The sequence below is a fragment of the Paenibacillus sp. FSL R5-0636 genome, from assembly GCF_037974255.1.
Taxonomy (GTDB): domain Bacteria; phylum Bacillota; class Bacilli; order Paenibacillales; family Paenibacillaceae; genus Paenibacillus_AQ; species Paenibacillus_AQ odorifer.
Window position 1 is genome coordinate 145,432 of the sequence record NZ_CP150232.1, and the last position, 23,137, is coordinate 168,568.

Consider the following 23,137-nt stretch of genomic DNA (forward strand, 5'->3'; position numbering starts at 1 on the left):
TTGTTTCGGATTCAGTTTTCAGGGAGTCAAATTCCTGTTTGGATTGCTGTGGTACTGATATCGTTTGGAGAGATACCCAAGTGGCTATAAGGGGACCCTCTGCTAAGGGGTTAGACTGCGTAAGCGGTGCGTGGGTTCGAATCCCACTCTCTCCGCCATTTTCAATCCATAGCAATACTAATTATTGTGGCGGTGTAGCTCAGCTGGCTAGAGCGTACGGTTCATACCCGTGAGGTCGGGGGTTCGATCCCCTTCGCCGCTACCATAATACCTGGAGGCTTAGCTCAGCTGGGAGAGCATCTGCCTTACAAGCAGAGGGTCGGGGGTTCGATCCCCTCAGCCTCCACCATTTTCATCTTTTTAGAATTGCTTTTACACCGTGCCGGTGTAGCTCAACTGGTAGAGCAACTGACTTGTAATCAGTAGGTTGGGGGTTCAAGTCCTCTCGCCGGCACCATTTTTAATTAATGCGGAACCGTGGTGTAGTTGGCCTAACATGCCTGCCTGTCACGCAGGAGACCGCGGGTTCGAATCCCGTCGGTTCCGCCATTTTTTCCACAAAATGAGTGGGAAGTGTAAGACTTTTCCGCTTAATTGTCATGTAATCTTATGGCTCGGTAGCTCAGTCGGTAGAGCAGAGGACTGAAAATCCTCGTGTCGGCGGTTCGATTCCGTCCCGAGCCACCTTTTTTGGGGGATTAGCGAAGTGGCCAAACGCATCAGACTGTAAATCTGCTCACGTACGTGTTCGGTGGTTCGAATCCATCATCCCCCACCATTTATGAGCCATTAGCTCAGTTGGTAGAGCACCTGACTTTTAATCAGGGTGTCGAAGGTTCGAGTCCTTCATGGCTCATCCCAAACAGAAAGTCATCACCTTAGGGTGGTGGCTTTTTTTGTGTTTTTATGTCGTATTATAGTAGCGCGCTGCTGTAGTGATTAACATAATATTAGAGAATATGCTAAAATAGGCGAAAAGAGCAAAAGTGGTGGAGTATGGTGACTATGGATAGCGAAACATTGCGAAAAAAGTTAGAGCAGCTCACCGGAAAGAAAACCGGAATCAAGCAGTTAGGGAGGCAACATTCAGCTTCTCTTTTTAGCCTGGGATTGGAAGCACAAGAACAGCCGGTAATCCATGAAGGTCATCTTTGGGCACCATTATATGAGACTGATGGACGTGTAACCGCTGTCTGGGTGGAATTGGATGGACTTAACTCTTTGGAAATACAATTAGTGAATTATGCGGTTCGAAACTTTGCAATTGCACTAAAAGCTACTGGGGTTAGAGAAGAAGGGGAAGCGGAGGCTCGGCAGCTGGGTACCTGGTTGAACACCGAACTGGAGCAAGAGAAAAATGACTCTGAGATACCCGATGAGATGGCTCTAAAGGGACGTTTATTCGGAGATATGGTTCCATTCCTACTTAGCAGTGAGAATGCACATAGCCCGCAGATCACTTATCGTTCCTTAATGAAGCTGCTGCGCAGCTATTTTGAGAATGAAATTCTGCTTATACCTCTTCAAGAAAAAGAATGGTTAATATTGGCCCGGAAGGAACTACTCACGGGCGGAGATGATAAGGATGAGGAAGAAGAGAGTGTAGATGAAATTCTGGCTCAGACCAGCATGGGCTTACACGAACTGATAGCCAGCGAATGGGTAGGTGTATTCCATTTGGCTGTAGCTCCGGCTATAGTTCCTGTTAAGGGATTGACGGGATCCGTGGCCTTGCTGAGGGAGACTATTGTACTCGGTCGTATTTTCCAAGTGGGTGAGTATATTCATTTACCTTGGGAGCTGCATTTGGAACGATTGGTTAACAGCATTCCTGACGCACGGCGTAAACAGTTACTTGGACAGATTGGCGACTATTCTTCCGTATTATCGGATAAAGAGATGCTGATGACCCTGGAGACGTTTTTTGAGATGGATTGTAATGTAAGTGAAACAGCCAAGAAGCTATATATTCATCGCAACACGCTTTTATACCGTCTGGACAAGATCAAACAGGAGACTGGCGCGGATGTGCGTAGCTTTGGGGACGCTGCTATTGTGAAGCTTACTATGCTTTTGTATAAAGTGACGAAAAGGAAATAGGTTTTTTGTGAACGTTACAAATAGCCACCGTGTCCCGTCTAGGGTAATATAAATGTACAAGGAAAAAAGAATTTTTCAATTAATCAATAATTAACTCGAGGGGGAAATACAATGGCAGGCGTACGTTTAGAGCATATTTTCAAAAAATACCCGGGTTCAGATAAAGCAACAGTAATGGATATCAATCTTGATATTAAAGATAAGGAATTTCTAGTATTGGTTGGACCATCCGGTTGCGGTAAATCCACAACTTTGCGTATGATCGCTGGTCTGGAAGAAATCTCCGAAGGTAAAATGTACATTGGCGATCGTGTAGTCAACGACGTTGCACCTAAAGACCGCGATATCGCGATGGTATTCCAATCCTACGCCCTGTATCCGCATATGAGCGTATACCAAAACATGGCTTTCGGTTTGAAACTTCGTAAAGTGAAGAAAGATGAAATCGACAAGAAAGTACGTGAAGCTGCTAGAATTCTCGATATCGAGCATTTGCTAGATCGTAAACCAAAAGCACTTTCCGGTGGTCAACGCCAACGTGTAGCTTTGGGACGCGCTATCGTACGTGATCCACAAGTCTTCTTGATGGATGAGCCTCTTTCCAACTTGGATGCTAAACTTCGTGGTCAAATGCGCGCTGAAATCACTAAACTGGTTAAACGCCTTGAAACCACTTGTATCTACGTAACGCATGACCAAACAGAAGCTATGACAATGGGTGACCGTATCGTAGTTATGTATGATGGTATCATTCAACAAGCTGCTTCCCCTGAAGAGTTGTACAATGAACCAACTAACCTGTTCGTAGCTGGATTTATCGGATCCCCTACAATGAACTTTATCAATGGTACTTTGTCCGAAGCAAACGGTTCTGTCCGTTTCCGTGCTGAGAACCTTGATGTTGAAGTACCAGGCGGAAAAGCTCAAATCATCCGCAGCAAAGGCTACATTGGCAAAGAAGTAATTATGGGCGTTCGTCCAGAAGATATCCATGAAGAGCCAGTATTCTTGGAAGCTTCCCCGAACACAATCTTTACTTCATTGGTTGATGTAACTGAAAACCTTGGTCACGAAATGCTCCTTTACTTGAGCGGCCTTGGTAAATCTACTGTAATCGCTCGTGTAGATGGACGTTCCACTACTCGCGAAGGCAGCAAGCCAAAATTGGCTATCGATATGAACAAAGTTCACTTCTTCGATAAAGAATCCGAAGTTAACATTCTGTTGGGATAAGATCGCAGGATCTTTTCTCTCTTGATAAAGCCACCCGAAAGGGTGGCTTTATTGTTTAATTAGGGTCGTAATGGATAGGCGTTAAGATTGCATTCACAAGCGTTATCAATTAAGATAGCAGGAGAATTACCTCCGGAATTGTAATGAGATCGCTGTCAACCGGACGCAGTAAGCGGACATATACCGCAGGTGACGAAAGGACGAATTTACATGGCTAAGAAAGTAAAAGTATCTGAATTGGTACAACATTTTCAATTAGAGGTTATTTCCGGCCAGGAAGGTCTAAAGCGACCTATTACGGTCGATGACCTGAATCGCCCTGGACTAGAGATTGCTGGTTATTTCGAATATTATCCGGAAGAACGTGTTCAACTATTAGGTAAGACAGAACTCGCATTCTTCTCCATGCTGCCTGAAGCTGAACGTAAAAGTAGGCTTCGTGGAATCTGTAATGACAATACACCTTGTATCGTAATTACCCGTAGTTTGGATGTGCCACAGGAGTTAATTGATATAAGTAATGAAAAGGGACTTCCTGTGCTTCGTAGCTCGATGGCTACGACTATTTTCTCCAGCCGTTTGACGAGCTTCTTAGAAGGGAGATTAGCCCCTACAGCAACGATTCATGGTGTACTCTGTGATGTATATGGTGTAGGTATGCTGATTACTGGCAGTAGTGGTATTGGTAAGAGTGAGACAGCCCTTGAACTTGTAAAACGTGGACATAGACTGATCGCTGATGATGCCGTGGAAATCCGCCAGACTTCAGATAACCAGCTGCATGGTACAGCCCCTGAGTTGATCCGTCACTTGTTGGAAATTCGCGGAGTAGGTATCATTAACGTAATGACACTTTTTGGTGCGGGTGCTATCCGTAATCATAAACGGATTACACTTGTCGTTAGATTAGAGGCTTGGCAGCAAGACAAGCAGTATGACCGGCTTGGACTTGATGAGGAAACGACGCGGATTATTGATACCGATGTTCCACTTGTAACCATTCCTGTACGTCCAGGACGTAACCTTGCCGTTATTATTGAGGTTGCTGCGATGAACTATCGCCTGAAGCAAATGGGCTTTAATGCAGCCCTGCAGTTTACGAATAAGTTAACTGCGACCATATCTGAGGATATGGACGATCTCGATTAGGAGTGTGAGACAATGTTCCCATTAGCAATAGATCCTATTGTATTCTCAATTGGATCACTGCCTGTACACTGGTACGGGTTAATACTAGGGGTCGGTGCACTCGCGGGATTATTTCTTGCGATCCGCGAGGGCAAACGGTTCGGAATCCCGCAAGAATTCTTTATGGATATGCTGCTACTGGGTGTACCCTCGGCAATTATAGGGGCACGGATTTATTTTGTAGCTTTTAAATGGGACGATTATAAGCATAATCTGATAGACGTCTTTAAGATCTGGAATGGCGGCATCGCCATTTACGGCGCATTAATAGGAGCGATTATTTGCGGAATTATTTATTTCCGTTATAAGGGTTACCCTTTCTGGCGTATTGTTGATATTTGCGCACCTGGACTACTGGCGGGTCAAATGATTGGCCGCTGGGGAAACTTTGTCAACCAAGAGGCATACGGCAGCGTAGTTGAGGAATCTTTTTTACGGGATAAACTGCATTTACCTGACTTCATCGTTAATCAAATGTACATAGGGGATGCTTTTCATCATCCGACTTTCCTGTATGAATCTCTTTGGAGCTTACTAGGGATTGCGTTATTGATGGTTCTCCGTCGTCAGAAGTTTGTACGTGCTGGAGAAATCTTCATGTCTTACTTTATATGGTATTCCATCGGTCGGTTCTTCATCGAGGCTGTGCGTACTGACAGTTTAGCTTTTAACGGAAGTGCAGGACTGGCTTCGTTTATAAATGGCTTATGGAGTCCGATGGAATGGTTAGGTTTTGAACAAGGATATCTGGATCCTGCCTATGGTAATATTCGTATTTCTCAGCTGCTTTCTCTACTGATTATTGTGGCAGCTATATTATTAATCGTTATTCGCAGAGTAACCGGAGAGCCTAAAGCACATTATTCTGACCCTATCGTATGTACTAAACCGATCCAAGCAGATACTGTAGTGCCAGAAAGCGCAGTAAATACACCGCAGAAAACTCGTCAAGGAACACAACCTGAGCAAGGACAGCCAGCGGATGGAGATAAGAAGGAGCAGTAAAACTTATGATAGAATGCGTTCTTTTTGATCTGGATGGAACGATTGTCGATACGAATGAGCTAATCATTAGTTCATTTATGTACGCGCTGAAGGACAATGGTCTGGCTCCACTGACCAGAGAAGAGATAATTCCGCATATGGGAACAACCCTTCAGCAACAGATGAGAGTATTCTCTGGACTAGAGGATGTAAATGGTACGTTAGAAAAGTCCTATCGTTCTTATAATAATGAGCATCATGATGAGTTAGTGCGGTCCTTCCCGCTTGTAAAGGAGACCATTGAGGAGCTCTCGAGTCGTGGGATCAAACTTGGGATTGTAACTACTAAGATCCGTCCAACAACGATCAAGACTCTGGAAAGGTTCGATTTGCTTAAGTACATGGATACGATTGTGACTGTGAACGATGTTACTGAACCAAAGCCACATCCGGAGCCCGTTCTGACAGCGGTCAAAAACCTTGGCGTTGATCCTCGTAAAACCTTAATGATAGGTGACAGTGCGGTTGATATTCAATCAGCCAAAGCTGCCGGTGTATACGCTGTTGGAGTATCTTGGTCTTTGAAGGGCGAGGATACGCTCCGCAAGTATGATCCGGACTTTATCATCCATAACATGAAGGATATTATAGAAATTATGGAGCGAGGAACGAATGAATCGTGAGAAACGTAACCCGTTATCCAGTAGAAGGTCATAACTCACTTTGGTATATTTACCGTACGGTCAGCCCTTGGAAGGGTGTCCGCAACTTTATTTTTATTCAGATTGCCCGCTATTGTCCGATTCTACCGTTAAAGAATTGGATCTATCGACGGATGCTGGGGATGAAGGTTGGTAAACACACGGCTTTTGGTCTTATGGCAATGGTGGATGTGTTTTTTCCGGAGAAAATAACGGTAGGTGAGAATTCTATTATTGGTTATAACACGACGATTCTGGCGCATGAGTATCTGATCAAGGAATATCGCCTGGGCGAAGTGGTGATCGGTGAAAATGTATTGATCGGCGCGAATACAACGATTCTTCCCGGTGTAACCATTGGAGATTGGGCAGTTATAGCTGCTGGCTCCGTGGTGCACAAAAATGTGGCGGCTGGCTCTTTTGTCGGAGGCAATCCACTGCGAGAGCTGCGCCCCTCTTCAACGGAAGAACATGCGGAACAAGTGTAAACGATGCTTTTTTAACCCTGCAGTTACATATTGCGTTTTTTTAGCGCAGGTTCTGCAGGGTTTCTTGCGTCTTAGAGAAGATTATTAAGGAAACTTTAAGTTCTTCTTAAGTTTTTAGAACAGATACATTCGATATAATTAGCGTTAGTGATAAGGCGAATCCCACGCTAGGCATTCAGCTTCAAATATCAGAATGTAAAATCAGCAGGTGCAGGCTTCCTGGTATTTTCAGTTTCCACATTCCGCTTAGCGTCTCTATGAACAACCATCATAGTAGAGAAGAGGAATATAATATGAACACTGCGAGACAGGAAAGGCTGCCCCAGCTGGATATCTTCAGAGCATTAGCGATCTTAGGCGTATTGCATGTGCATTCCTCATCTTTTGCCGCTGGAGAGCAGGCACTGCATTCACCTTATTATTACTGGCTGAACTGGATCAACATTTTCTTTAAATTCGGTACGCCCTCATTTATTTTTCTGAGCAGCTTTGTATTGTTTTATAATTATTATGGGCGCCCTGTGACACGCAGCTTGATTATTAATTTCTACCGTCGTCGATTAAAGTATATTTTATTGCCTTATCTGCTAGCCTCTATGGGCTATTACGCACTAACCTTATATGTGAACGGACGATTGACCCAGAACCTCGGTGGCAACCTGTACAGCTTTATTAGAGCGTTATTCTCAGGTTCCGCATATGCGCATTTGTATTTTGTATTTATCAGTATTCAGTTTTATTTGCTTTTTCCAGTACTGCTTAAGCTACTCCAGAGTTCCCGATTTTTAATAAAGTGGGCGATTCCACTCGGATTGATACTTCAGTGGGGGTTTATTTTCTGGAATAAATACGAACTGCACATTGTTGAAAAAGGGAGCTTGGCGATCTCTTATCTGGCTTATTATATGATGGGTGCTTATATCGCAATTCACTTTGAGAAGGTGAAGACGTGGCTGATGAAGCCATGGAGGCAGCTAACTGCCAAGCAAAAAGGATGGACTGCCCTATTAGTGAGCGGGTGGTTAATTGCAGCCTTTATCCATGTGCAGCTATGGTATGTGGCCCGCCATTTTGGGGTGTGGACGGATTCGCTGTGGTACGAGCTATTATGGAATGTCCATACGATGTTATCTGCATTGGTTCTGTTGTATGCTACATTTCTGATCTATCGTAAGGCTCCTCGCGGGATTGTTGCTTTTTTAACTCGTTTGGGTGAACTCTCCTTTGCGATATATTTGATTCATCCGCTATTGCTGGCGGTATATCGCAGGTTCAGATATCATATTCCCCTAGAGTCGCTAACATATGTTTTGTTCATCTACGGTGGGCTTGTGGTCGCACTGGGAGGGAGCTGGCTTATTGTGCAGTTTGCTTTCCGGCGAGTTCCGGGTTCATGGATTATTTTTGGAAGCGTGCCTCGCTCTTTGGAGTCCAGTCCGCAGGAAAAGTCAGGTTATATCCCTGAGGAACGGGCAAAGGGATTCGTGCAGCAGGAGAAATAACGTTAAAAGAAGGTCTCATACACGCACACGCTTAAACGTGGGGAGGTAGCCTTCATAATACTTGATTAAAAAGGCATCACTTCGATGCGGAGCTTAACAGGAGGAAAGATTATGAGACAAAAAGAAAGAATTCCGCAGCTGGATATTTTTCGGGCAATTGCTATTTTTGCAGTGCTGGCTATTCATGCTACTTCACGAACGTTGGCGGAGACACTAGGCACAAACATGTTTCATCCGTTCTTATTTATTAATAAATTCAGCCAGTTCGCCGTACCTTCATTCATATTTTTGAGTGGGTTCGTGCTCTTCTATAACTATATTGACCGTCCGCTGGGTGGCAAAACGCTAGGAAAGTTCTACTCTAGAAGGCTGCTTTATATTATTGTGCCTTATGTAGTGTTTTCGCTGCTGTATTTTGCGTTAAAAATGAATGCCGGGAATACTTGGAGCTTACCTCCGGGGGAGATGGCTTCTAAGCTATGGAAGTATTTATGGACAGGAACGGCATATACGCATCTGTATTATATTATTATCATTATTCAGTTTTACGTGTTATTTCCGCTCATTTTGTGGTGTTTGCAAAAGGTTCGTCATCTGGCGGCTTGGGCGCCGCTGATCGGGTTATTACTACAGTGGGGTTTTGTGCTGCTGAATAAATACATGACCAATCATGGGTATTGGCAGTTATCCAAGGGGAGTCTGGCGATCACTTATTTCTCGTATTTCCTGCTGGGTGCTGGGATTGCGGTGTATTATTCTTCTTTGAAAAAATGGCTAGTGCCTTCACGTGAAGGCTGGCGCGCCGGTAAAGGTCCGGTTTGGATTACGTTGTGGTTGTTATGGATTGTAGCAGGGGTTGTTCATGTTGAGCTATGGTTTAACAACTACACGAAAAAAACTGTCATCAACAGCTTATGGTATGAGGGTTTCTCTAATCTACATGCGCTACTCTCTTGTGTGGTGCTGTTGCAAATCTCCTTCTTGCTCTATGGAGCGGGTCGTAGCTTGCTGACAAGACTTTTGGTATCCGTAGGAGCATGCTCCTTCGGGATTTATCTATTGCACCCTATGCTGCTATATTTCTATAGAAAATTACCGTTTCACGGGGGTTCTCTTGCGTACATCGCAGCGATTGTAGGAGGATGGCTTGTTGCGCTGCTGGTCTCATGGCTGGCAGTGGCTCTCGTCTTCCGGTATGTGCCTGCGTCTTGGATTATTTTCGGATCAGGCGCACCAAAGAAAGCTAAAACAGGTTCCCAAAGCGCATAGTTTACTGCTAGGTAATATAAAAGCGCCAGTCTCCCGTATATGCGGGTTGACCGGCGCTTTTTATTTTTCGTCTATTCTCCAGCCTGTTCCCGCTGAAACTCCGCAATAGCTTGATACTGGCTTTCCAGACTACGGTAGACGGAAATATAAATCGGCAGCAGCTGCTTGTACACTTTGGTATGTTCATCAATCGGATCATGCTGGTAAGTTGAGCCGATCATGTCGAATACAACATCGAAGGAGTCCACACGGCCCGTTGCGTAAAGACCAAGCACTACTGCTCCGAGGCAGGAACTTTCGATACTCTCCGGAATGATGACCTCTTGATCAAAAATATCAGACATCATCTGCCGCCAGACTGAGGAGCGGGCGAAGCCGCCTGTAGCCAGAATTTTGCTAGGACGCCCGATTTGCTCTTCCATAGCCAGCAGAACCATATACATATTGAAAATTACGCCTTCTAGTACCGAGCGAATCATATGCTCCTTATGGTGATTCATAGAAAGGCCGAAGAAGGAGCCACGAGCATCAGGATTCCACAGCGGTGCCCGTTCACCAGTTAAGTAAGGATGGAACAGAAGACCACCGCTACCTGCCGGAACTTGTTCCGCGATGCGAGTTAGAACCTCGTAAGGGTCAATGCCAAGACGTTTGGCGGTTTCGACTTCAGAAGCAGCGAACTCATCCCGTACCCAGCGGAACAACATACCGCCGTTATTAACGGGTCCTCCGATCACCCAATGTTTTGGGGTTAAGTTATAACAGAAGGTCCGTCCTTTAGGGTCGGTAAGCGGGTGTTCCACTACGGTGCGAATCGCTCCGCTTGTTCCAATCGTAGCAGCCACTACACCGGGTTTAATCGCGCCTACGCCAAGGTTGGACAAGACGCCATCACTGGCTCCTACGACAAAAGGTGTCGTCGGGAGCAGTAACAGCTCCTCTGCTAGACCGGGAAGCAGGCCTTGCATGATCTCTGTGGTGGGAACAAGCCGTGAGAGTTGATCTGGTGAAATATGGGCTATCTCCAGGGCCTCTTTATCCCACTCCAAAAGTTCAAGGTTGAGCATGCCTGTAGAAGAGGCAATGGAATGATCAATGATGTATTCGCCGAACAGCCGAGCGAATATGTATTCTTTTATAGAAATGAATTTATAGGTTTGTTGGAACAACTCAGGCTGCTCTTCCCGAAGCCACATTAGCTTGGTAATCGGTGACATAGGATGAATAGGCGTTCCTGTGCGCAAATACAACTCATGTCCGTTAAACTCGTTCTTCAGGCGAAGTGCAGACCCGGCACTACGGTTGTCAGCCCAAGTGATGCAGGCAGTAAGTGGTTTACCTAGCTGATCAATTGCAATGACACTGTGCATGGCTGAACTGAAAGAGACGAATAGGATCTTATCTGGAGTTACGACGCTTTGCCGCATGACATTAGAGATGGTATGAAAGACTGCACGTAGGATTTGCTCTGGGTCCTGCTCCGCTATAGAAGGGGAGGGTTGATGCAAGGGATAACCCATATTAGCTTGTGAAACTATGGCTCCATTCTCCTCGAAGAGAACTGCCTTTGTACTTGTAGTACCAATATCAACGCCAATCATATAGGATTTAGTCAAGCGTTAGCCCTTCTTTCTAGGTGAAAGTATATTTTTAGAACACCAATTACAAAATTATGAAGTACAATCGTATTAGCTCATTATAGTATTCGATAAGCGGGGAGGCAAAAATAAAGAAAATGCCAAACGCTCGACTAAGGGTTTGATTGACGAAAAAGCAGTGAACATGATACGATATTGAAAATACTTTAATTTGCTACCACTTTACCATAGTAAAGTAAACATAAACAGTATCTAATGATAACTGACGAGGTGAACAATGAAGATGTCCAAACCAAAGGGATTTGAGAAGCCGTCTGGCGTTCGGGACTATCTGCCCCGGGCCGTAACGAAATTGCGCAAAATTGAGAACGATGTACTGCATTGCATGAGTCGCTGGGGATATCAGCAAATGATGACTCCAACGTTGGAATATTACGATACAGTTGGCGTGGCTAGCTCTACGTCCGACCAGAAGCTCTATAAATTACTTAACAATCGTGGTCAGGCTTTGGTGCTTCGATCAGAAATGACTGCCCCGGTTGCCCGTGTTGTTGCCTCTCTATTGAAGGATGAGCCACTGCCATTGCGTCTGTCATATCACGCGAATGTATTCCGTGCTATTGAGGAAGAAGCGGGGCGGGAAGCGGAGTTCTTCCAGACAGGTGTAGAGCTGGTAGGTGATGATTCACCAGAGGCCGATGCGGAGGTAGTGGCGCTTGCTATTTCTTCGCTGCAAGCCGCGGGTGTGAAGTCTTTTAAGATCGCTATGGGGCATGTAGGCTTTCTGAATGGGTTATTTCAAGAGGCACTTCCTGAATTACCCGAGGCTCAAGAGGAGCTGAAAAGTCATTTGCTGGGCCGTGACTATGTTTCTTTCCGGGAGACTTTACGGCGGCTGGATCTTACAGAAGCGCAGAAGAACGAACTGGATGGGCTGCTGCGTCTGCGCGGAGGCAAGGAGATTTGTGGACAGGCGCTAGAGCTGAGCAATCATCCGCTCGCCCGTCATTCGATTGATCATTTGTGCAAGGTGTGGGAGGTGCTGGTCTCTTACGGCGTATCACAGCATGTACTGATTGACCTGACGATGATCGGGGACTTTTCCTATTATACAGGCATGACTTTTGAAGGTTATGCAGCGGAATTAGGATTTCCGGTATGCAGCGGTGGTAGATACGACAATCTGCTGCAACAGTTTGGGCGTCCGATCCCATCCACAGGATTTTCCTTAAAAACGAATCGCATCCTGGATGGTGTAACTGGAGTGGTCGAAGAGGAAGAGCTGCCTATTTTGATCCAATATGATGCGATTCGCAGAAAAGAAGGCTTGGAAGAGGCAACACGCCTGCGGTCAGAGGGTCATGCAGTCGTTACTAGACTTGCTGCAGGTCCAGAAGAGCTTGAAACGGTGAAGCGTTTGGATACGGACACGGTTGAAGCAGAGGGTGTACGGTACGGTGAAATCTATACATTCGTATCTTTTGTAAGTGAGCATGGCTGAGGATATCGCTAGTACAAAAAGCGATTAACATAAATTTTGCATGGAGATGGAAAAGGAGGCAACTTAACAATGGCACAGATATTGAAGGTGGCTATGCCAAAAGGCCGGATTTACGAAAAGGCTGCTGAGCTGTTCCGCCAGGCAGGTCTTCCGATTCCACCGGACGGTGAGGCATCACGCAAGCTTGTTATTCCGCTGCCTGAGGCAGGGATGGAGTTTATATTGGCGAAACCAGTAGATGTACCTACATATGTAGAATATGGCGTGGCGGATATTGGGATCGTGGGCAAGGATGTTTTGCTGGAGGAAGATCGTGATGTATACGAGCTGCTTGATCTTGGCATTGCCCGCTGCCGGATGTCTATCATCGGATTGCCGAACTGGCAGCCGGGGATTCAGCAGCGTGTAGCGACAAAATATCCGAATGTAGCTTCAAGGTATTTTAGGGAGCAGGGCCAACAGGTCGAGGTCGTGAAGCTGAATGGATCCATCGAGCTTGCACCACTGATTGGTCTGGCCGATCGTATCGTGGATATGGTAGAGACCGGGCAAACGCTGCGGGACAACGGATTAATCGAAATGAAGAGTATATTCGAAATTACAAGCCGCCTGGTGGCGAATCGTGTGAGCTATCGGATGAAAAATGAAGAGATACAGCAACTGTGTGACCGACTACAGGCAGTTATAGGGCAACCTAATTTGCGGTAGGCGGCAACAGATGTTAGGGGTAAAGGGAGGAACCAGCGATGAAGGTTGTGTCGAGCAAGGACTTTAAGCTAGAGCGGGAAGTGGAGTATGGTACGCCAGAGCAAAATCAGGCGGTAAAGGAAATTGTGGCCGCCATTAAAAAAGAAGGAGACACGGCGCTTCTTCGCTATACGGAGCAATTTGACCGGGTCGTACTTACGCCGAATCAGCTGCGGGTAACCCCGGAAGAGCTTCAGGCAGCATATGGCCGAGTAGAGCAATCTTTCGTATCCGCTATTCAAGCGGCTGCAGCCAATATCCGGGCGTTCCATGCCAGACAGAAACGGAATTCATGGATGGACTTGCAGCCGGATGGCACGATCTTGGGGCAGATTATTCGTCCGCTGAAGCGGGTAGGGGTATATGTACCTGGTGGCAAAGCAGCTTATCCCTCCTCGGTGCTGATGAACGTGATCCCAGCTCAGATCGCGGGTGTGCCGGAGATCGTCATGGTGACTCCGCCATCCACCGGCGGCAAAGAAGGGATTGACCCTTACATCCTGGTTGCTGCTGCAGAAGCAGGTGTTAATGAAATCTACCGTGTGGGCGGAGCACAGGCGGTAGCTGCTTTGGCTTTTGGTACGGAGAGCATAGCGCCGGTAGATAAAATATGTGGGCCCGGCAACATATACGTTGCGCTGGCTAAACGCGAGGTATATGGCGCCGTGGATATCGACAGTATCGCGGGTCCCAGCGAAATTGTCGTGCTGGCAGATGAGACCGCTGAGCCGGCCTATGTCGCAGCGGATCTGCTCTCGCAGGCCGAGCATGACGAGATGGCCTCGGCGATTCTGGTCACGCCATCGCAGAGCCTGGCGGATAGCGTGGCGGCCGAAGTGGAGCGTCAGCTGCAAGAACTGCCGCGTCAGGCGATCGCCCGTTCTTCCGTAGAGAATTACGGCGCGATCATTGTTGTGGAATCTATGGAGGAAGGGATCTCCGTAGTGAATAGACTGGCACCAGAACATCTGGAGATTGTTGTCGAAGATCCTATGGGCCTCGTAGGCAGCATTGAGAATGCTGGAGCCATCTTCCTGGGAGCGTATAGCTCTGAGCCCGTGGGTGATTATTTTGCCGGGCCAAATCATATTATCCCAACCAATGGGACCGCACGTTTCTCGTCACCAGTGGATGTGGATGATTTTATTAAAAAATCAAGTCTGATCTATTACAGTAAGGAAGCACTCTTGCGTGATGGGAAGACCATTATAGAGCTGGCACGCCGCGAAGGGTTAGAAGGCCACGCACGAGCCATTGAGATTCGACTCAAGAACGAAGGAAAAGGTGGAGACGGATATGGAGAACAATAACGAACAGGCCTTGCGCCAAGCTGGATTAAGCCGCAAAACAAACGAGACGGATATAAAGTTGTCTCTTAATGTAGATGGAAGTGGAGTTTCAGAGCTGGAGACGGATGTTCCTTTTCTGAATCATATGTTGGATCTGTTCACGAAGCACGGACAATTTGACCTGTCTGTACAGGCGCGTGGAGACATCGAGATTGATGACCACCACACGGTTGAAGACATTGGGATCTGCCTAGGGCAGGCGCTGCACGAAGCACTGGGTGATAAAAAAGGAATCAAACGTTATGCGAGTGTTTTTGTACCGATGGATGAAGCTTTGGCGCAGGTTGTGATCGATATCAGCAATCGCCCGCACTTTGAATATCGTGCAACCTATCCTTCACAGCAGGTAGGCAGCTTTTCGACGGAGCTTGTTCAGGAGTTCCTGTGGAAGTTCGCGCTCGAAGCACGGATTACGTTGCATGTTATCGTACACTACGGTTCTAACACTCATCACATGATTGAGGCTGTATTCAAAGCGCTTGGACGGGCGCTGGATGAGGCAACTTTGATTGATCCACGTGTGAAGGGTGTGCCTTCTACGAAGGGAGTGCTGTAGGATGACTGTTGCAATCGTCGATTATGGCATGGGCAACCTGCACAGTGTGAGCAAGGCGGTAGAACGTCTCGGTTATGAGTGTGTAGTGACGGGTGATGCCGAGCAAATTCTCGCTGCTGATAGTGTCATTCTGCCAGGTGTCGGTGCATTTGGCGATGCGATGGGGCATCTGCGGGAGAATGGTTTGGATCTTGTCGTCAAACAGGTAGCCGCTGGAGAGCAGCCTCTGCTTGGGATCTGTCTTGGCATGCAGCTGTTGTTTAGCACCGGTGAAGAGCATGGCAGCCATGAGGGGCTAGATATTCTCTCGGGTTCAGTGGTGCGGTTCGCTCCTAGAGATGGCTATAAGGTGCCGCATATGGGGTGGAACAAGCTCAGCTTTAGACAGCCGGAGAATCCGCTTTTTGTTGGCCTTGAGGAGGGGCATGTGTATTTTGTCCACTCTTATCACGCGCTTGTAGCAAAAGAGAGTGATCTGCTGGCTGTCACAGATTATGGTTACCCAGTCACGGCTATTGTCGGGCAAGATAATGTGTTCGGTATGCAGTTCCATCCGGAAAAAAGCGGAGAGCTGGGAATCAAGCTGTTGGGTAATTTTTTGAAATATAAGAAAGTATAAGTTTCACAATACACTTTATCCTTATATTTCTCGCTTAAACGCTTACTGTCCTTATAAGGACGACGAAGGCGTTTATACTTGAAGATTAAGAGAGAGCGGGCGTAAGCCACGCTATAAATATAATGTAACGAAAGTGGGGAGCGCCAAATGTCTTCTTTTATTGTATATCCGGCGATTGATATCCGGGATGGAAAATGCGTCAGGCTGCAGCAGGGGGATTACAATCAGGAAACGATATACAATGATAGTCCACTAAAGGTGGCAAAATCATGGGAAGAGCAAGGTGGAAAGTTCATTCATTTGGTGGACTTAGATGGTGCGAAAGCAGGTCATCCTGTGAACGATGCAATCATCGGTGCTATTGCTGCTAATGCTAACGTTCCTGTGCAGGTGGGCGGCGGTCTTCGCAATCTTGCGGACGTAGAGAAATTGCTCGGACTTGGCGTTAGCCGCGTTATTATTGGTACTGCTGCGATTAACGATCATACTTTTACCGAAGAGGTATTGGCAAAATACGGCGATAAAGTAGCGATCGGCATTGATGCGCGCAACGGTTATGTTGCTACACACGGCTGGCTGAACACTTCCGAAGTTCGTGCTGAAGCTCTTGCCAAAGAATTGGCGGCAAAAGGAGCCGAGACGTTCATTTACACCGACATCTCCCGTGACGGGATGATGCAGGGGCCGAACGTGGATGGTATCCTGTCCATGGCGCAAGCCAGCGGTAAAACAGTGATCGCCTCCGGCGGAGTCACCAGTCTTGATGATCTGTTGCGTCTGAACGTGCACAGCGGCAGCGGTGTGGGTGGAGCTATTGTTGGCAAGGCGTTATACACGGGCAATATTGATCTTTCTGAAGCTTTGCGAGCGCTTGGGCAGAAGTAGCGTTGGGCGAACGCGCTAATTCATGAGCGGATGAACAAAAAGACGACATGGGTTAGCCAAGGAATAGTGGATCAATGAAATAGACAGAACCAACAGTGGGTTAAAGAAATAGGTGTAATGAATAAAGTAGCAAATCACCAATGACCAAACTAATTAATAGACGAGCGAATGAACAAAAAGACAACAGTTGAGCAATCCAATGAGCAGTGGATAAAAGAAATAGACGTAACAGTAAATGAGTAACTAATAATAATTAAATGAACGCCCAGAGAAGCAAACTAGCAAAAGTTTAAACGACCAAACGAACAAACGACCAAACAAGTAAACCAGCAAATGGGCTTAACAACAAACCAACAAAGCAACAAAAGAGCTAAAACAAACCAGCTGACCAATAAAGCAACAAACCCAACTAGCTAATGTGTTTCACTTTGCAAAAATCTCATTACGAATGGCGTAACGACTTGGGCGCTGTTTCAACGAGGGATACGGTGAAATTTTAATACCTGTGAAGATGGAGGTTACCCCCTAGCTAAAACCCGCTGCACAATCTGCTACAATAGGCGTAATTAGGCGGCGGGAAGGGTATTTTTCCTCGGATGATGATTTAAGTGTACTTTATACAGCTATTTTTCACATTTAGAGCTGATTAGCTAATTTAGTTGTATTTCGTGCAGCTATAACTCAGAGATGAGTTGATTTATAAGCTCATCCTCAGATTTAGTTGTACGAAATGCAGTTAAAAGAGTGGCTTGCAAAAAGGCTGATAAAATAACTGCACGTTGTGCAACTAAATACTCGTGGGCTTGCAGGTGGCGCGAGCTCTTCCGACCACATAAGGGTCAAAACCGCGGAACTTGAAGGTGTTATGGGTCAAGGAAGCGGCCACGAAGGGGTTAGCGATCATAGCACATGTTCAGCCGTGTGGGCTATGGTTCAGCCGGATGGGTTATGATCCGCCCATGTCAACAATCAAGGTTACCAGAGGGCAGCGGCCCTTGGGCTCCCCCTGGGCTAAGAGAGCTTTAGGGGGACCGACACACTTTAGGCGTTTGAAACGCTTTTTAAAGAAAGGGGGATTTCATAATGTTAGCAAAACGTATCATCCCTTGTCTTGACGTTAAGGATGGACGGGTAGTCAAAGGCGTTAACTTTGTGAATCTGCGTGATGCTGGAGATCCGGTAGAGCTAGCGGCACTGTATGACCGCGAGGGCGCAGACGAGCTTGTGTTTCTAGATATATCGGCTTCCGTAGAAGGTAGAGCAACGATGATCGAGGTTGTGCGGCAGACCGCCGGTGAGATTGCCATTCCTTTTACAGTGGGTGGAGGGATCTCTACAACTGATGATATGAAAAGGATTCTTCGTGCAGGCGCAGACAAAATCGGCATTAATACGGCAGCCATCACTAATCCTCAGTTAATTTTGGAGGGTGCTCGCCGATTTGGCTCCCAGTGTATTGTAGTAGCGATAGATGCTAAATATAATGAGGCTTTTGGTGAATGGGAAGTGTACACTCATGGCGGGCGTAAGCCCACTGGCATCCGTGCTCTGGCTTGGGCTAAAGAAGCTGAGAAGCTGGGCGCAGGCGAGATTTTGCTCACTAGCATGGATGCAGATGGCACAAAAGACGGCTTCGATCTGAAGCTAACCTCGGCAGTATGCGATTTGCTCAGTATTCCTGTGATTGCTTCTGGCGGCGCTGGGAAGAAGGAGCATTTTTACGATGTATTTACGGAAGGGAAAGCCGATGCGGGACTTGCGGCGACCATTTTTCACTATAAAGAGATTGCAATTAATGATTTAAAGGCAGATTTGAAGCAAAAAGGGGTAGAAATCCGATGAGCGAAACACAAAAGAATACAACAATAAGCCAAAAAGAAGCTCTGGCAGGCATTCGCTGGAATGAAGCCGGTCTGGTGCCTACGGTTGTTCAGGATGCTAGCAGTTTAGAGGTACTGATGGTTGCTTATATGAACTCCGAATCATTACAGCTTTCACTGGAGAGTGGTCAGACTTGGTTTTGGAGCCGCTCACGCAGCGAACTTTGGCATAAAGGCGGAACCTCAGGCAACACACAAGCTATTACCTCCATATCCTATGATTGTGATAGCGACACACTACTCGTGAAGGTTGTGCCTGAAGGACCAGCTTGCCATACTGGAGCTACGTCATGCTTTTTCCGTGAGATTCCTTTGAATAACCCAACAACAGATGCTTCGAAACCAGTGTCTAGTTTGACAGATGGTGAGCGTTTTGCTGTTCTTGGTGAGCTGGAGCGTGTGATTGCTGAGCGGGAAGTGGAACGCCCGGAAGGCGCGTATACCACTTATTTGTTTGATAAAGGCGTGGATAAGATCCTCAAAAAGGTAGGCGAGGAAGCTTCCGAGACCATTATTGCCGCCAAAAATAAAGATAACGCCGAGCTGCGCCTTGAAGTCAGTGATCTGATCTATCATCTGTTGGTATTGCTGCAAGAACGTAAGCTTCCACTGGATGAGATTATGGAAGAGTTGAGTACCCGTCACGAACGCCCACGCCGGGATCAGTACTAAGGGGGACTGAGTGATGCATATTGATTACCACACGCATCATGAACGCTGTGGCCATGCCGTGGGTAAGCTTGAGGAGTATGTGCAGCGCGGGATAGAGCTTGGACTTCAGCAGCTGGGGTTGTCCGACCACTTGCCGCTCATCCACGTAGATCCCGCCAGCTATTATCCTGAAATGGCTATGCCAATGGCTGAGCTGCCTCGTTATGTGGAGGAATGTCTGACCCTAAAGGAGCGTTACCGTGGAGTCATAGACCTGCGGGTGGGGCTGGAAGCCGATTATATCGAAGGATACGAAGAGCAAATCCGCGAGATTTTGTCGCCGTATCCATGGGATTATCTTATAGGTTCTGTGCATTTTCTTGGGGAGTGGGATATTACGGATCACCGCCAGGTTCATGGTTGGGAAGGCAGAGATGCGCTAGAGGTGTATCGTCTTTATTACGATGCGGTAAAGAAGTCGGCGTTATCGGGATTATATGATATTATAGGACATATGGATGTTATTAAACGGTTCGGTTATGGTCCACAAACACCGGAGGGCAAGGCTGAGGTGAAGGCGCTGGAGCTAGAGACCTTAAAGGTTATAGCGGATAGTGGAATCACCATGGAGCTGAATGCTTCCGGACTTACGAAGCCTTGCGCTGAGATGTTCCCGGCAGAGCATCTGCTACAGGAGGCCCTAAGGCTCGGCATACCGCTGACATTAGGCTCCGATGCACATGATCCTGCCAAGCTGGGGGACGGGCTGCAAGAGGCGCGTAGCATGCTTTGGCACACTGGTTTTCGTGAGCTGGCTGTATTTGAGGGACGCCGCCGTACCACTGTTCAGTTCAAACTATAATAATTTATAATCCGCAGGAGGGTATTATGCATCATCAACAATTACGTATTTTTTCCGGTTCGTCGAATCCAAAGTTAGCGGCTGATATTGCGGAGCGACTTGGTGTTGAATTGGGGCAGATAAAGCTGACCCGCTTCATGAGCGGCGAGATTTACGTGCATTACGAAGAAAGCATCCGGAACTGCGACGTATTTTTGGTGCAATCCCTTTCGCATCCCATTAATGAGATGTTCGTGGAGCTGCTGGTGATGATAGATGCTGCCAAACGGGCATCGGCTCGTACAGTGAACATTATTGTGCCGTATTATGGGTACGCTCGGCAGGAGCGGAAGTCCGCACCTCGTGAGCCGATCTCGGCTAAGATGGTGGCTGATGTGCTGACGACCGCTGGAGCAACCCGCGTAATCACCATCGATTTGCACGCAGCGGCGATTCAAGGCTTTTTCAACATTCCGGTCGATCATCTGACTGCACTCGATTTGATCAGCAGCCATTTGAAAGCCAAGGCAATGTCTGATCTGGTCATTGTTTCCCCGGATGCAGGGCGTGCGTCTATGGCTGAGAAGCTGGCGAATAAGCTGGATTCACCTTTTGCCATTATGATCAAGAAGCGCCCAGCCCATAATGAATCGGTAATCACTCATGTCATTGGTGATGTCGAGGGACGGACACCTATCATTATTGAGGATCTGATCGATACTGGGACGACCATTGTGAATGTGGTAGAAGGCCTGAAGGAGAGAGGTGCGAAGGACAGTATTGTCTGCGCGACACACGGATTATTCTCAGGGCCCGCGCTACAGCGGCTTGACCATCCTTCTATTCAGGAAGTGGTTACGACAGATTCTATTGCACTGCCTGATGACCATTCAAGTCGGTTTACGGTATTATCTGTTGCACCGATGCTTGCCCAGGCTACGCACATCATCCTTGAGGGTGGTTCAATCGATAAGCTATTTAGAGACGCGGGAATTTAATTCCCCGTCTTTTTTATTTTTTGTCAAAAAAGATGTTGTAAGCAGAGTGGTAGAGTCTTTCTCAACTTGAGATTCTCGCTGTCACATGTGGTATACTGTGTGGAGATACCCGCGCCCAATAAGGGAACGGAATAGCGATTAAGGATGGAGCTCCGGCATACCCCATAGGGCGCCGCCCTCCTATTTTTCGTTAGTATAAGGAAGCTTCTTATAAGGGAGGTGCCTTGCTTCCATGATTGAGAGAACTTCAGAGTATGAACTGGGGAATGATAATGTGATTCCTGTAACTCTGAATGCCAATTTTTTCTTTGAAAGAGCCGTTCGGTCCTTGGATCGCTTTCAATATGATAAGGCATTAAAGAATTTTCGCAAAGCTGTAGAGTACGAGCCGGAGAATCCGGTCAATCATTGCAACGTGGCTGGCGTATTATCAGAAATGGGTAATTATGAAGCGTCCAATGACATTTTAACCCATGTACTGGAGAATATTGATCCGGCAATGACGGAATGTTATTTCTATATGGCTAACAACTTCGCCAATATGGAAAGCTATGAGGAGGCAGAACGCTCACTCGTCACTTATCTCGAAGAAGATGTGAACGGTGAATTTCTGGCCGAATCGGAAGAATTGATGGAGCTGCTGCAATATGAGCTGGACCGTCCTGCTCCACTTATCCGGATTAGAAGCCGGGAAGGTGTAATAGAGCATGAGCGAGCCCGAGCACTGTTGGAGGAGGGCAAGTTTACACAAGCCGTCACTTTGCTTGAAGAGATTGTGAGCAATACGCCTGACTTCCTGGCGGCACATAACAACCTAGCCCTAGCGTATTTTTACATGGGTCGTTTTACCAAAGCTAAGGAATGTATTATGCGGGTGCTGGAGCAGGACTCCGGGAATTTGCATGCACTCTGTAACTTAGCGATCTTCCTTCAGTATGAAGGCGACCGCGGGCAACTGGATGGATTGTTACGCCTTCTGGAGACCACTATTCCGTTTCATCAGGAGCATCTGTTCAAAATGGCCACCACCATGGGGATTCTGGGACGCCATAGAACCGCCTATGGCCATTTTAGACGTCTGTTGAAGGATGAAGAGGTCGGTGGCGACGCCAGTCTCTATCATTATTGTGCGGCTGCTGCCAGCAATAGTGGCCTGTATACAGAAGCCCAGCGCTGCTGGCAGAAGGCGGCTAAGCTCGATCCGGAATCGGCTGTGCCGAGATTTTTTCTAGCTCAGCTGCAGCAGGCGCAGGGGGAAGGCAAAACGCTGTCGCTGGTCAGCTACAACTATCAGCTTCCTTTTCAGGAGCAGCTGAAGCTGTGGAAGGACAACAAGGGCAGCTTTACCGAAGAGGTACGGAACAATCCGCTGCTTCGCTCTTCCTTCTTCTGGGCGCTCCGCTACGGGGATGCCAATACGAAGCTTCAGGTTACAGAAGCTCTGCGGTGGATTGAAGATGAAGAGATGTCCGAAATTCTGCAAGGACTTCTGAAGCAGCAGCCCTTGCAGGAAGAAAAGCTGCAAGAAGCGGCACTTCTTAGTCTGCAGCGGCTGATTGGAAGTGTTCCTGAAGAGAATGTGCTTCAGGAAGTCAAAGAAACCTCTTCCCCGCGTCTGAAGGGACTGCCGGAATGGAGAGAGGATTGGCAGAAAGTTATCGATCAGACCCTTAGTATGATGGATCGAAGATATGATGCAATCCACAAAAAAGATGCTGAATTACTTTGGAAGCAATTTCTGAGCAGCCTTTATCCGGATATTCCGTTTATCCGTCATGCGAATGGCTGGTGTGCTGCCTTAGAATATCTAATTGCTAAAACGCATAACCTGCCGGTCACCTACCGTGAAGTAGCTCAGCGTTACAATGTTTCTGTATCTATGGTCAGTCGTTATGCTCGGCGCATAGATGAGGAATGTAGTTTCGAGGGAAGTGTGAGCGACAGTCTTCCGCCATTTACCGAGAATATCTAAATCGATCATGTAGTATTTCGTAGAAACGGAGCCCTTTTTATATGTCTTGCGTAAACGCTAATGTTCCTTATAGGG

20 protein-coding genes and 8 tRNA genes are annotated in these 23,137 nt (G+C 47.1%); 27 read left to right on the plus strand and 1 reads right to left on the minus strand.

Going from position 1 to position 23,137, the window contains the following annotated elements; all coding sequences use genetic code 11:
• Window positions 1-66 precede the first annotated feature (66 nt).
• The 16 genes from MKX34_RS00690 (at window position 67) to MKX34_RS00765 (ending at window position 9,465) form a co-directional block, all read left to right on the plus strand.
• Window positions 67-158: transfer RNA gene (locus MKX34_RS00690), tRNA-Ser, on the plus strand.
• A gap of 30 nt (window positions 159-188) precedes the next feature.
• Window positions 189-265: transfer RNA gene (locus MKX34_RS00695), tRNA-Met, on the plus strand.
• 8 nt (window positions 266-273) lie between these two features.
• Window positions 274-349: transfer RNA gene (locus MKX34_RS00700), tRNA-Val, on the plus strand.
• Window positions 350-381: 32 nt separating this feature from the next.
• A tRNA-Thr gene (locus tag MKX34_RS00705) sits at window positions 382-457 on the plus strand.
• A gap of 14 nt (window positions 458-471) precedes the next feature.
• Window positions 472-549, plus strand: a tRNA-Asp gene (locus MKX34_RS00710).
• A 62-nt stretch (window positions 550-611) separates the two neighbouring features.
• Window positions 612-684, plus strand: a tRNA-Phe gene (locus MKX34_RS00715).
• Between the two features lie 8 nt (window positions 685-692).
• Window positions 693-778, plus strand: a tRNA-Tyr gene (locus tag MKX34_RS00720).
• A gap of 5 nt (window positions 779-783) precedes the next feature.
• Window positions 784-856: transfer RNA gene (locus MKX34_RS00725), tRNA-Lys, on the plus strand.
• Window positions 857-1,005: 149 nt separating this feature from the next.
• Window positions 1,006-2,100 carry a helix-turn-helix domain-containing protein gene (locus MKX34_RS00730; protein ID WP_036687042.1) on the plus strand — a complete coding sequence of 365 codons (1,095 nt, stop codon included), beginning with the start codon at window positions 1,006-1,008 and terminating at the stop codon, window positions 2,098-2,100.
• 111 nt (window positions 2,101-2,211) lie between these two features.
• Window positions 2,212-3,333, plus strand: coding sequence for a sn-glycerol-3-phosphate ABC transporter ATP-binding protein UgpC (ugpC, locus tag MKX34_RS00735; RefSeq protein ID WP_036687044.1), 1,122 nt, complete (start codon window positions 2,212-2,214; stop codon window positions 3,331-3,333).
• A gap of 210 nt (window positions 3,334-3,543) precedes the next feature.
• On the plus strand, window positions 3,544-4,482 hold the full coding sequence (gene hprK, locus MKX34_RS00740) for an HPr(Ser) kinase/phosphatase (RefSeq protein WP_036687047.1): 939 nt from the start codon (window positions 3,544-3,546) through the stop codon (window positions 4,480-4,482).
• A 12-nt stretch (window positions 4,483-4,494) separates the two neighbouring features.
• The gene (gene lgt / locus MKX34_RS00745) at window positions 4,495-5,526 is read left to right on the plus strand and encodes a prolipoprotein diacylglyceryl transferase (RefSeq protein WP_076126827.1); all 1,032 of its coding nucleotides are present in this window, start codon (window positions 4,495-4,497) and stop codon (window positions 5,524-5,526) included.
• A gap of 5 nt (window positions 5,527-5,531) precedes the next feature.
• Window positions 5,532-6,188 (plus strand): pyrophosphatase PpaX, encoded by a 657-nt coding sequence (gene ppaX / locus MKX34_RS00750; protein WP_038568092.1) that lies wholly within the window; start codon window positions 5,532-5,534, stop codon window positions 6,186-6,188.
• Window positions 6,185-6,694 (plus strand): acyltransferase, encoded by a 510-nt coding sequence (locus MKX34_RS00755; RefSeq protein WP_170914218.1) that lies wholly within the window; start codon window positions 6,185-6,187, stop codon window positions 6,692-6,694. Before ppaX ends, MKX34_RS00755 begins: the two co-directional genes overlap by 4 nt.
• A gap of 293 nt (window positions 6,695-6,987) precedes the next feature.
• Window positions 6,988-8,196, plus strand: a complete 1,209-nt coding sequence (locus MKX34_RS00760) for an acyltransferase (RefSeq protein ID WP_076297207.1) — start codon at window positions 6,988-6,990, stop codon at window positions 8,194-8,196.
• A gap of 111 nt (window positions 8,197-8,307) precedes the next feature.
• Entirely contained in the window at window positions 8,308-9,465 is a 1,158-nt protein-coding gene (locus MKX34_RS00765; RefSeq protein ID WP_076297208.1) for an acyltransferase, read from the plus strand.
• Between the two features lie 71 nt (window positions 9,466-9,536).
• Here the strand turns inward: MKX34_RS00765 and gntK are convergent, their stop codons facing one another.
• Window positions 9,537-11,066 (minus strand): gluconokinase, encoded by a 1,530-nt coding sequence (gene gntK, locus MKX34_RS00770; RefSeq protein WP_076297317.1) that lies wholly within the window; start codon window positions 11,064-11,066, stop codon window positions 9,537-9,539.
• A gap of 280 nt (window positions 11,067-11,346) precedes the next feature.
• Here gntK and MKX34_RS00775 point away from each other — a divergent pair, with 280 nt between their 5' ends.
• The 11 genes from MKX34_RS00775 (at window position 11,347) to MKX34_RS00825 (ending at window position 23,062) form a co-directional block, all read left to right on the plus strand.
• Complete coding sequence (locus tag MKX34_RS00775; protein ID WP_036687060.1) at window positions 11,347-12,564, plus strand: ATP phosphoribosyltransferase regulatory subunit; 1,218 nt, start codon at window positions 11,347-11,349, stop codon at window positions 12,562-12,564.
• A gap of 69 nt (window positions 12,565-12,633) precedes the next feature.
• Window positions 12,634-13,272, plus strand: coding sequence for an ATP phosphoribosyltransferase (gene hisG, locus MKX34_RS00780; protein ID WP_036687062.1), 639 nt, complete (start codon window positions 12,634-12,636; stop codon window positions 13,270-13,272).
• A gap of 38 nt (window positions 13,273-13,310) precedes the next feature.
• Window positions 13,311-14,621 carry a histidinol dehydrogenase gene (gene hisD, locus MKX34_RS00785; protein WP_036687064.1) on the plus strand — a complete coding sequence of 437 codons (1,311 nt, stop codon included), beginning with the start codon at window positions 13,311-13,313 and terminating at the stop codon, window positions 14,619-14,621.
• Complete coding sequence (hisB, locus tag MKX34_RS00790; RefSeq protein WP_036687073.1) at window positions 14,608-15,216, plus strand: imidazoleglycerol-phosphate dehydratase HisB; 609 nt, start codon at window positions 14,608-14,610, stop codon at window positions 15,214-15,216. Before hisD ends, hisB begins: the two co-directional genes overlap by 14 nt.
• Window position 15,217: 1 nt before the next feature.
• Entirely contained in the window at window positions 15,218-15,835 is a 618-nt protein-coding gene (hisH, locus tag MKX34_RS00795) for an imidazole glycerol phosphate synthase subunit HisH (RefSeq protein ID WP_038568103.1), read from the plus strand.
• 147 nt (window positions 15,836-15,982) lie between these two features.
• Window positions 15,983-16,720 (plus strand): 1-(5-phosphoribosyl)-5-[(5-phosphoribosylamino)methylideneamino]imidazole-4-carboxamide isomerase, encoded by a 738-nt coding sequence (gene hisA, locus MKX34_RS00800; RefSeq protein ID WP_076297209.1) that lies wholly within the window; start codon window positions 15,983-15,985, stop codon window positions 16,718-16,720.
• Between the two features lie 1,083 nt (window positions 16,721-17,803).
• A complete protein-coding gene (gene hisF, locus MKX34_RS00805; RefSeq protein ID WP_076101059.1) occupies window positions 17,804-18,562 on the plus strand; it encodes an imidazole glycerol phosphate synthase subunit HisF in 759 nt (252 codons plus the stop codon).
• On the plus strand, window positions 18,559-19,272 hold the full coding sequence (hisIE, locus tag MKX34_RS00810) for a bifunctional phosphoribosyl-AMP cyclohydrolase/phosphoribosyl-ATP diphosphatase HisIE (protein ID WP_036687080.1): 714 nt from the start codon (window positions 18,559-18,561) through the stop codon (window positions 19,270-19,272). Before hisF ends, hisIE begins: the two co-directional genes overlap by 4 nt.
• A gap of 13 nt (window positions 19,273-19,285) precedes the next feature.
• The gene (gene hisJ / locus MKX34_RS00815; RefSeq protein WP_076297210.1) at window positions 19,286-20,113 is read left to right on the plus strand and encodes a histidinol-phosphatase HisJ; all 828 of its coding nucleotides are present in this window, start codon (window positions 19,286-19,288) and stop codon (window positions 20,111-20,113) included.
• 26 nt (window positions 20,114-20,139) lie between these two features.
• The gene (locus MKX34_RS00820; protein ID WP_036687083.1) at window positions 20,140-21,090 is read left to right on the plus strand and encodes a ribose-phosphate pyrophosphokinase; all 951 of its coding nucleotides are present in this window, start codon (window positions 20,140-20,142) and stop codon (window positions 21,088-21,090) included.
• Between the two features lie 232 nt (window positions 21,091-21,322).
• Window positions 21,323-23,062 (plus strand): tetratricopeptide repeat protein, encoded by a 1,740-nt coding sequence (locus MKX34_RS00825; RefSeq protein ID WP_051491491.1) that lies wholly within the window; start codon window positions 21,323-21,325, stop codon window positions 23,060-23,062.
• Window positions 23,063-23,137: the final 75 nt, after the last annotated feature.

Coding starts and splice junctions, on each gene's coding strand:
- MKX34_RS00730 (WP_036687042.1), top strand. CDS start 1,006: ATGGATAGCGAAACATTGCGAAAAAAGTTAGAGCAGCTCACCGGAAAG.
- hisB (WP_036687073.1), top strand. CDS start 14,608: ATGGAGAACAATAACGAACAGGCCTTGCGCCAAGCTGGATTAAGCCGC.
- MKX34_RS00775 (WP_036687060.1), top strand. CDS start 11,347: ATGTCCAAACCAAAGGGATTTGAGAAGCCGTCTGGCGTTCGGGACTAT.
- ugpC (WP_036687044.1), top strand. CDS start 2,212: ATGGCAGGCGTACGTTTAGAGCATATTTTCAAAAAATACCCGGGTTCA.
- MKX34_RS00820 (WP_036687083.1), top strand. CDS start 20,140: ATGCATCATCAACAATTACGTATTTTTTCCGGTTCGTCGAATCCAAAG.
- hisG (WP_036687062.1), top strand. CDS start 12,634: ATGGCACAGATATTGAAGGTGGCTATGCCAAAAGGCCGGATTTACGAA.
- hisIE (WP_036687080.1), top strand. CDS start 18,559: ATGAGCGAAACACAAAAGAATACAACAATAAGCCAAAAAGAAGCTCTG.
- hisF (WP_076101059.1), top strand. CDS start 17,804: ATGTTAGCAAAACGTATCATCCCTTGTCTTGACGTTAAGGATGGACGG.
- hisD (WP_036687064.1), top strand. CDS start 13,311: ATGAAGGTTGTGTCGAGCAAGGACTTTAAGCTAGAGCGGGAAGTGGAG.
- hprK (WP_036687047.1), top strand. CDS start 3,544: ATGGCTAAGAAAGTAAAAGTATCTGAATTGGTACAACATTTTCAATTA.
- lgt (WP_076126827.1), top strand. CDS start 4,495: ATGTTCCCATTAGCAATAGATCCTATTGTATTCTCAATTGGATCACTG.
- hisA (WP_076297209.1), top strand. CDS start 15,983: ATGTCTTCTTTTATTGTATATCCGGCGATTGATATCCGGGATGGAAAA.
- MKX34_RS00765 (WP_076297208.1), top strand. CDS start 8,308: ATGAGACAAAAAGAAAGAATTCCGCAGCTGGATATTTTTCGGGCAATT.
- ppaX (WP_038568092.1), top strand. CDS start 5,532: ATGATAGAATGCGTTCTTTTTGATCTGGATGGAACGATTGTCGATACG.
- gntK (WP_076297317.1), bottom strand. CDS start 11,066: ATGATTGGCGTTGATATTGGTACTACAAGTACAAAGGCAGTTCTCTTC.
- hisJ (WP_076297210.1), top strand. CDS start 19,286: ATGCATATTGATTACCACACGCATCATGAACGCTGTGGCCATGCCGTG.
- MKX34_RS00760 (WP_076297207.1), top strand. CDS start 6,988: ATGAACACTGCGAGACAGGAAAGGCTGCCCCAGCTGGATATCTTCAGA.
- MKX34_RS00825 (WP_051491491.1), top strand. CDS start 21,323: ATGATTGAGAGAACTTCAGAGTATGAACTGGGGAATGATAATGTGATT.
- hisH (WP_038568103.1), top strand. CDS start 15,218: ATGACTGTTGCAATCGTCGATTATGGCATGGGCAACCTGCACAGTGTG.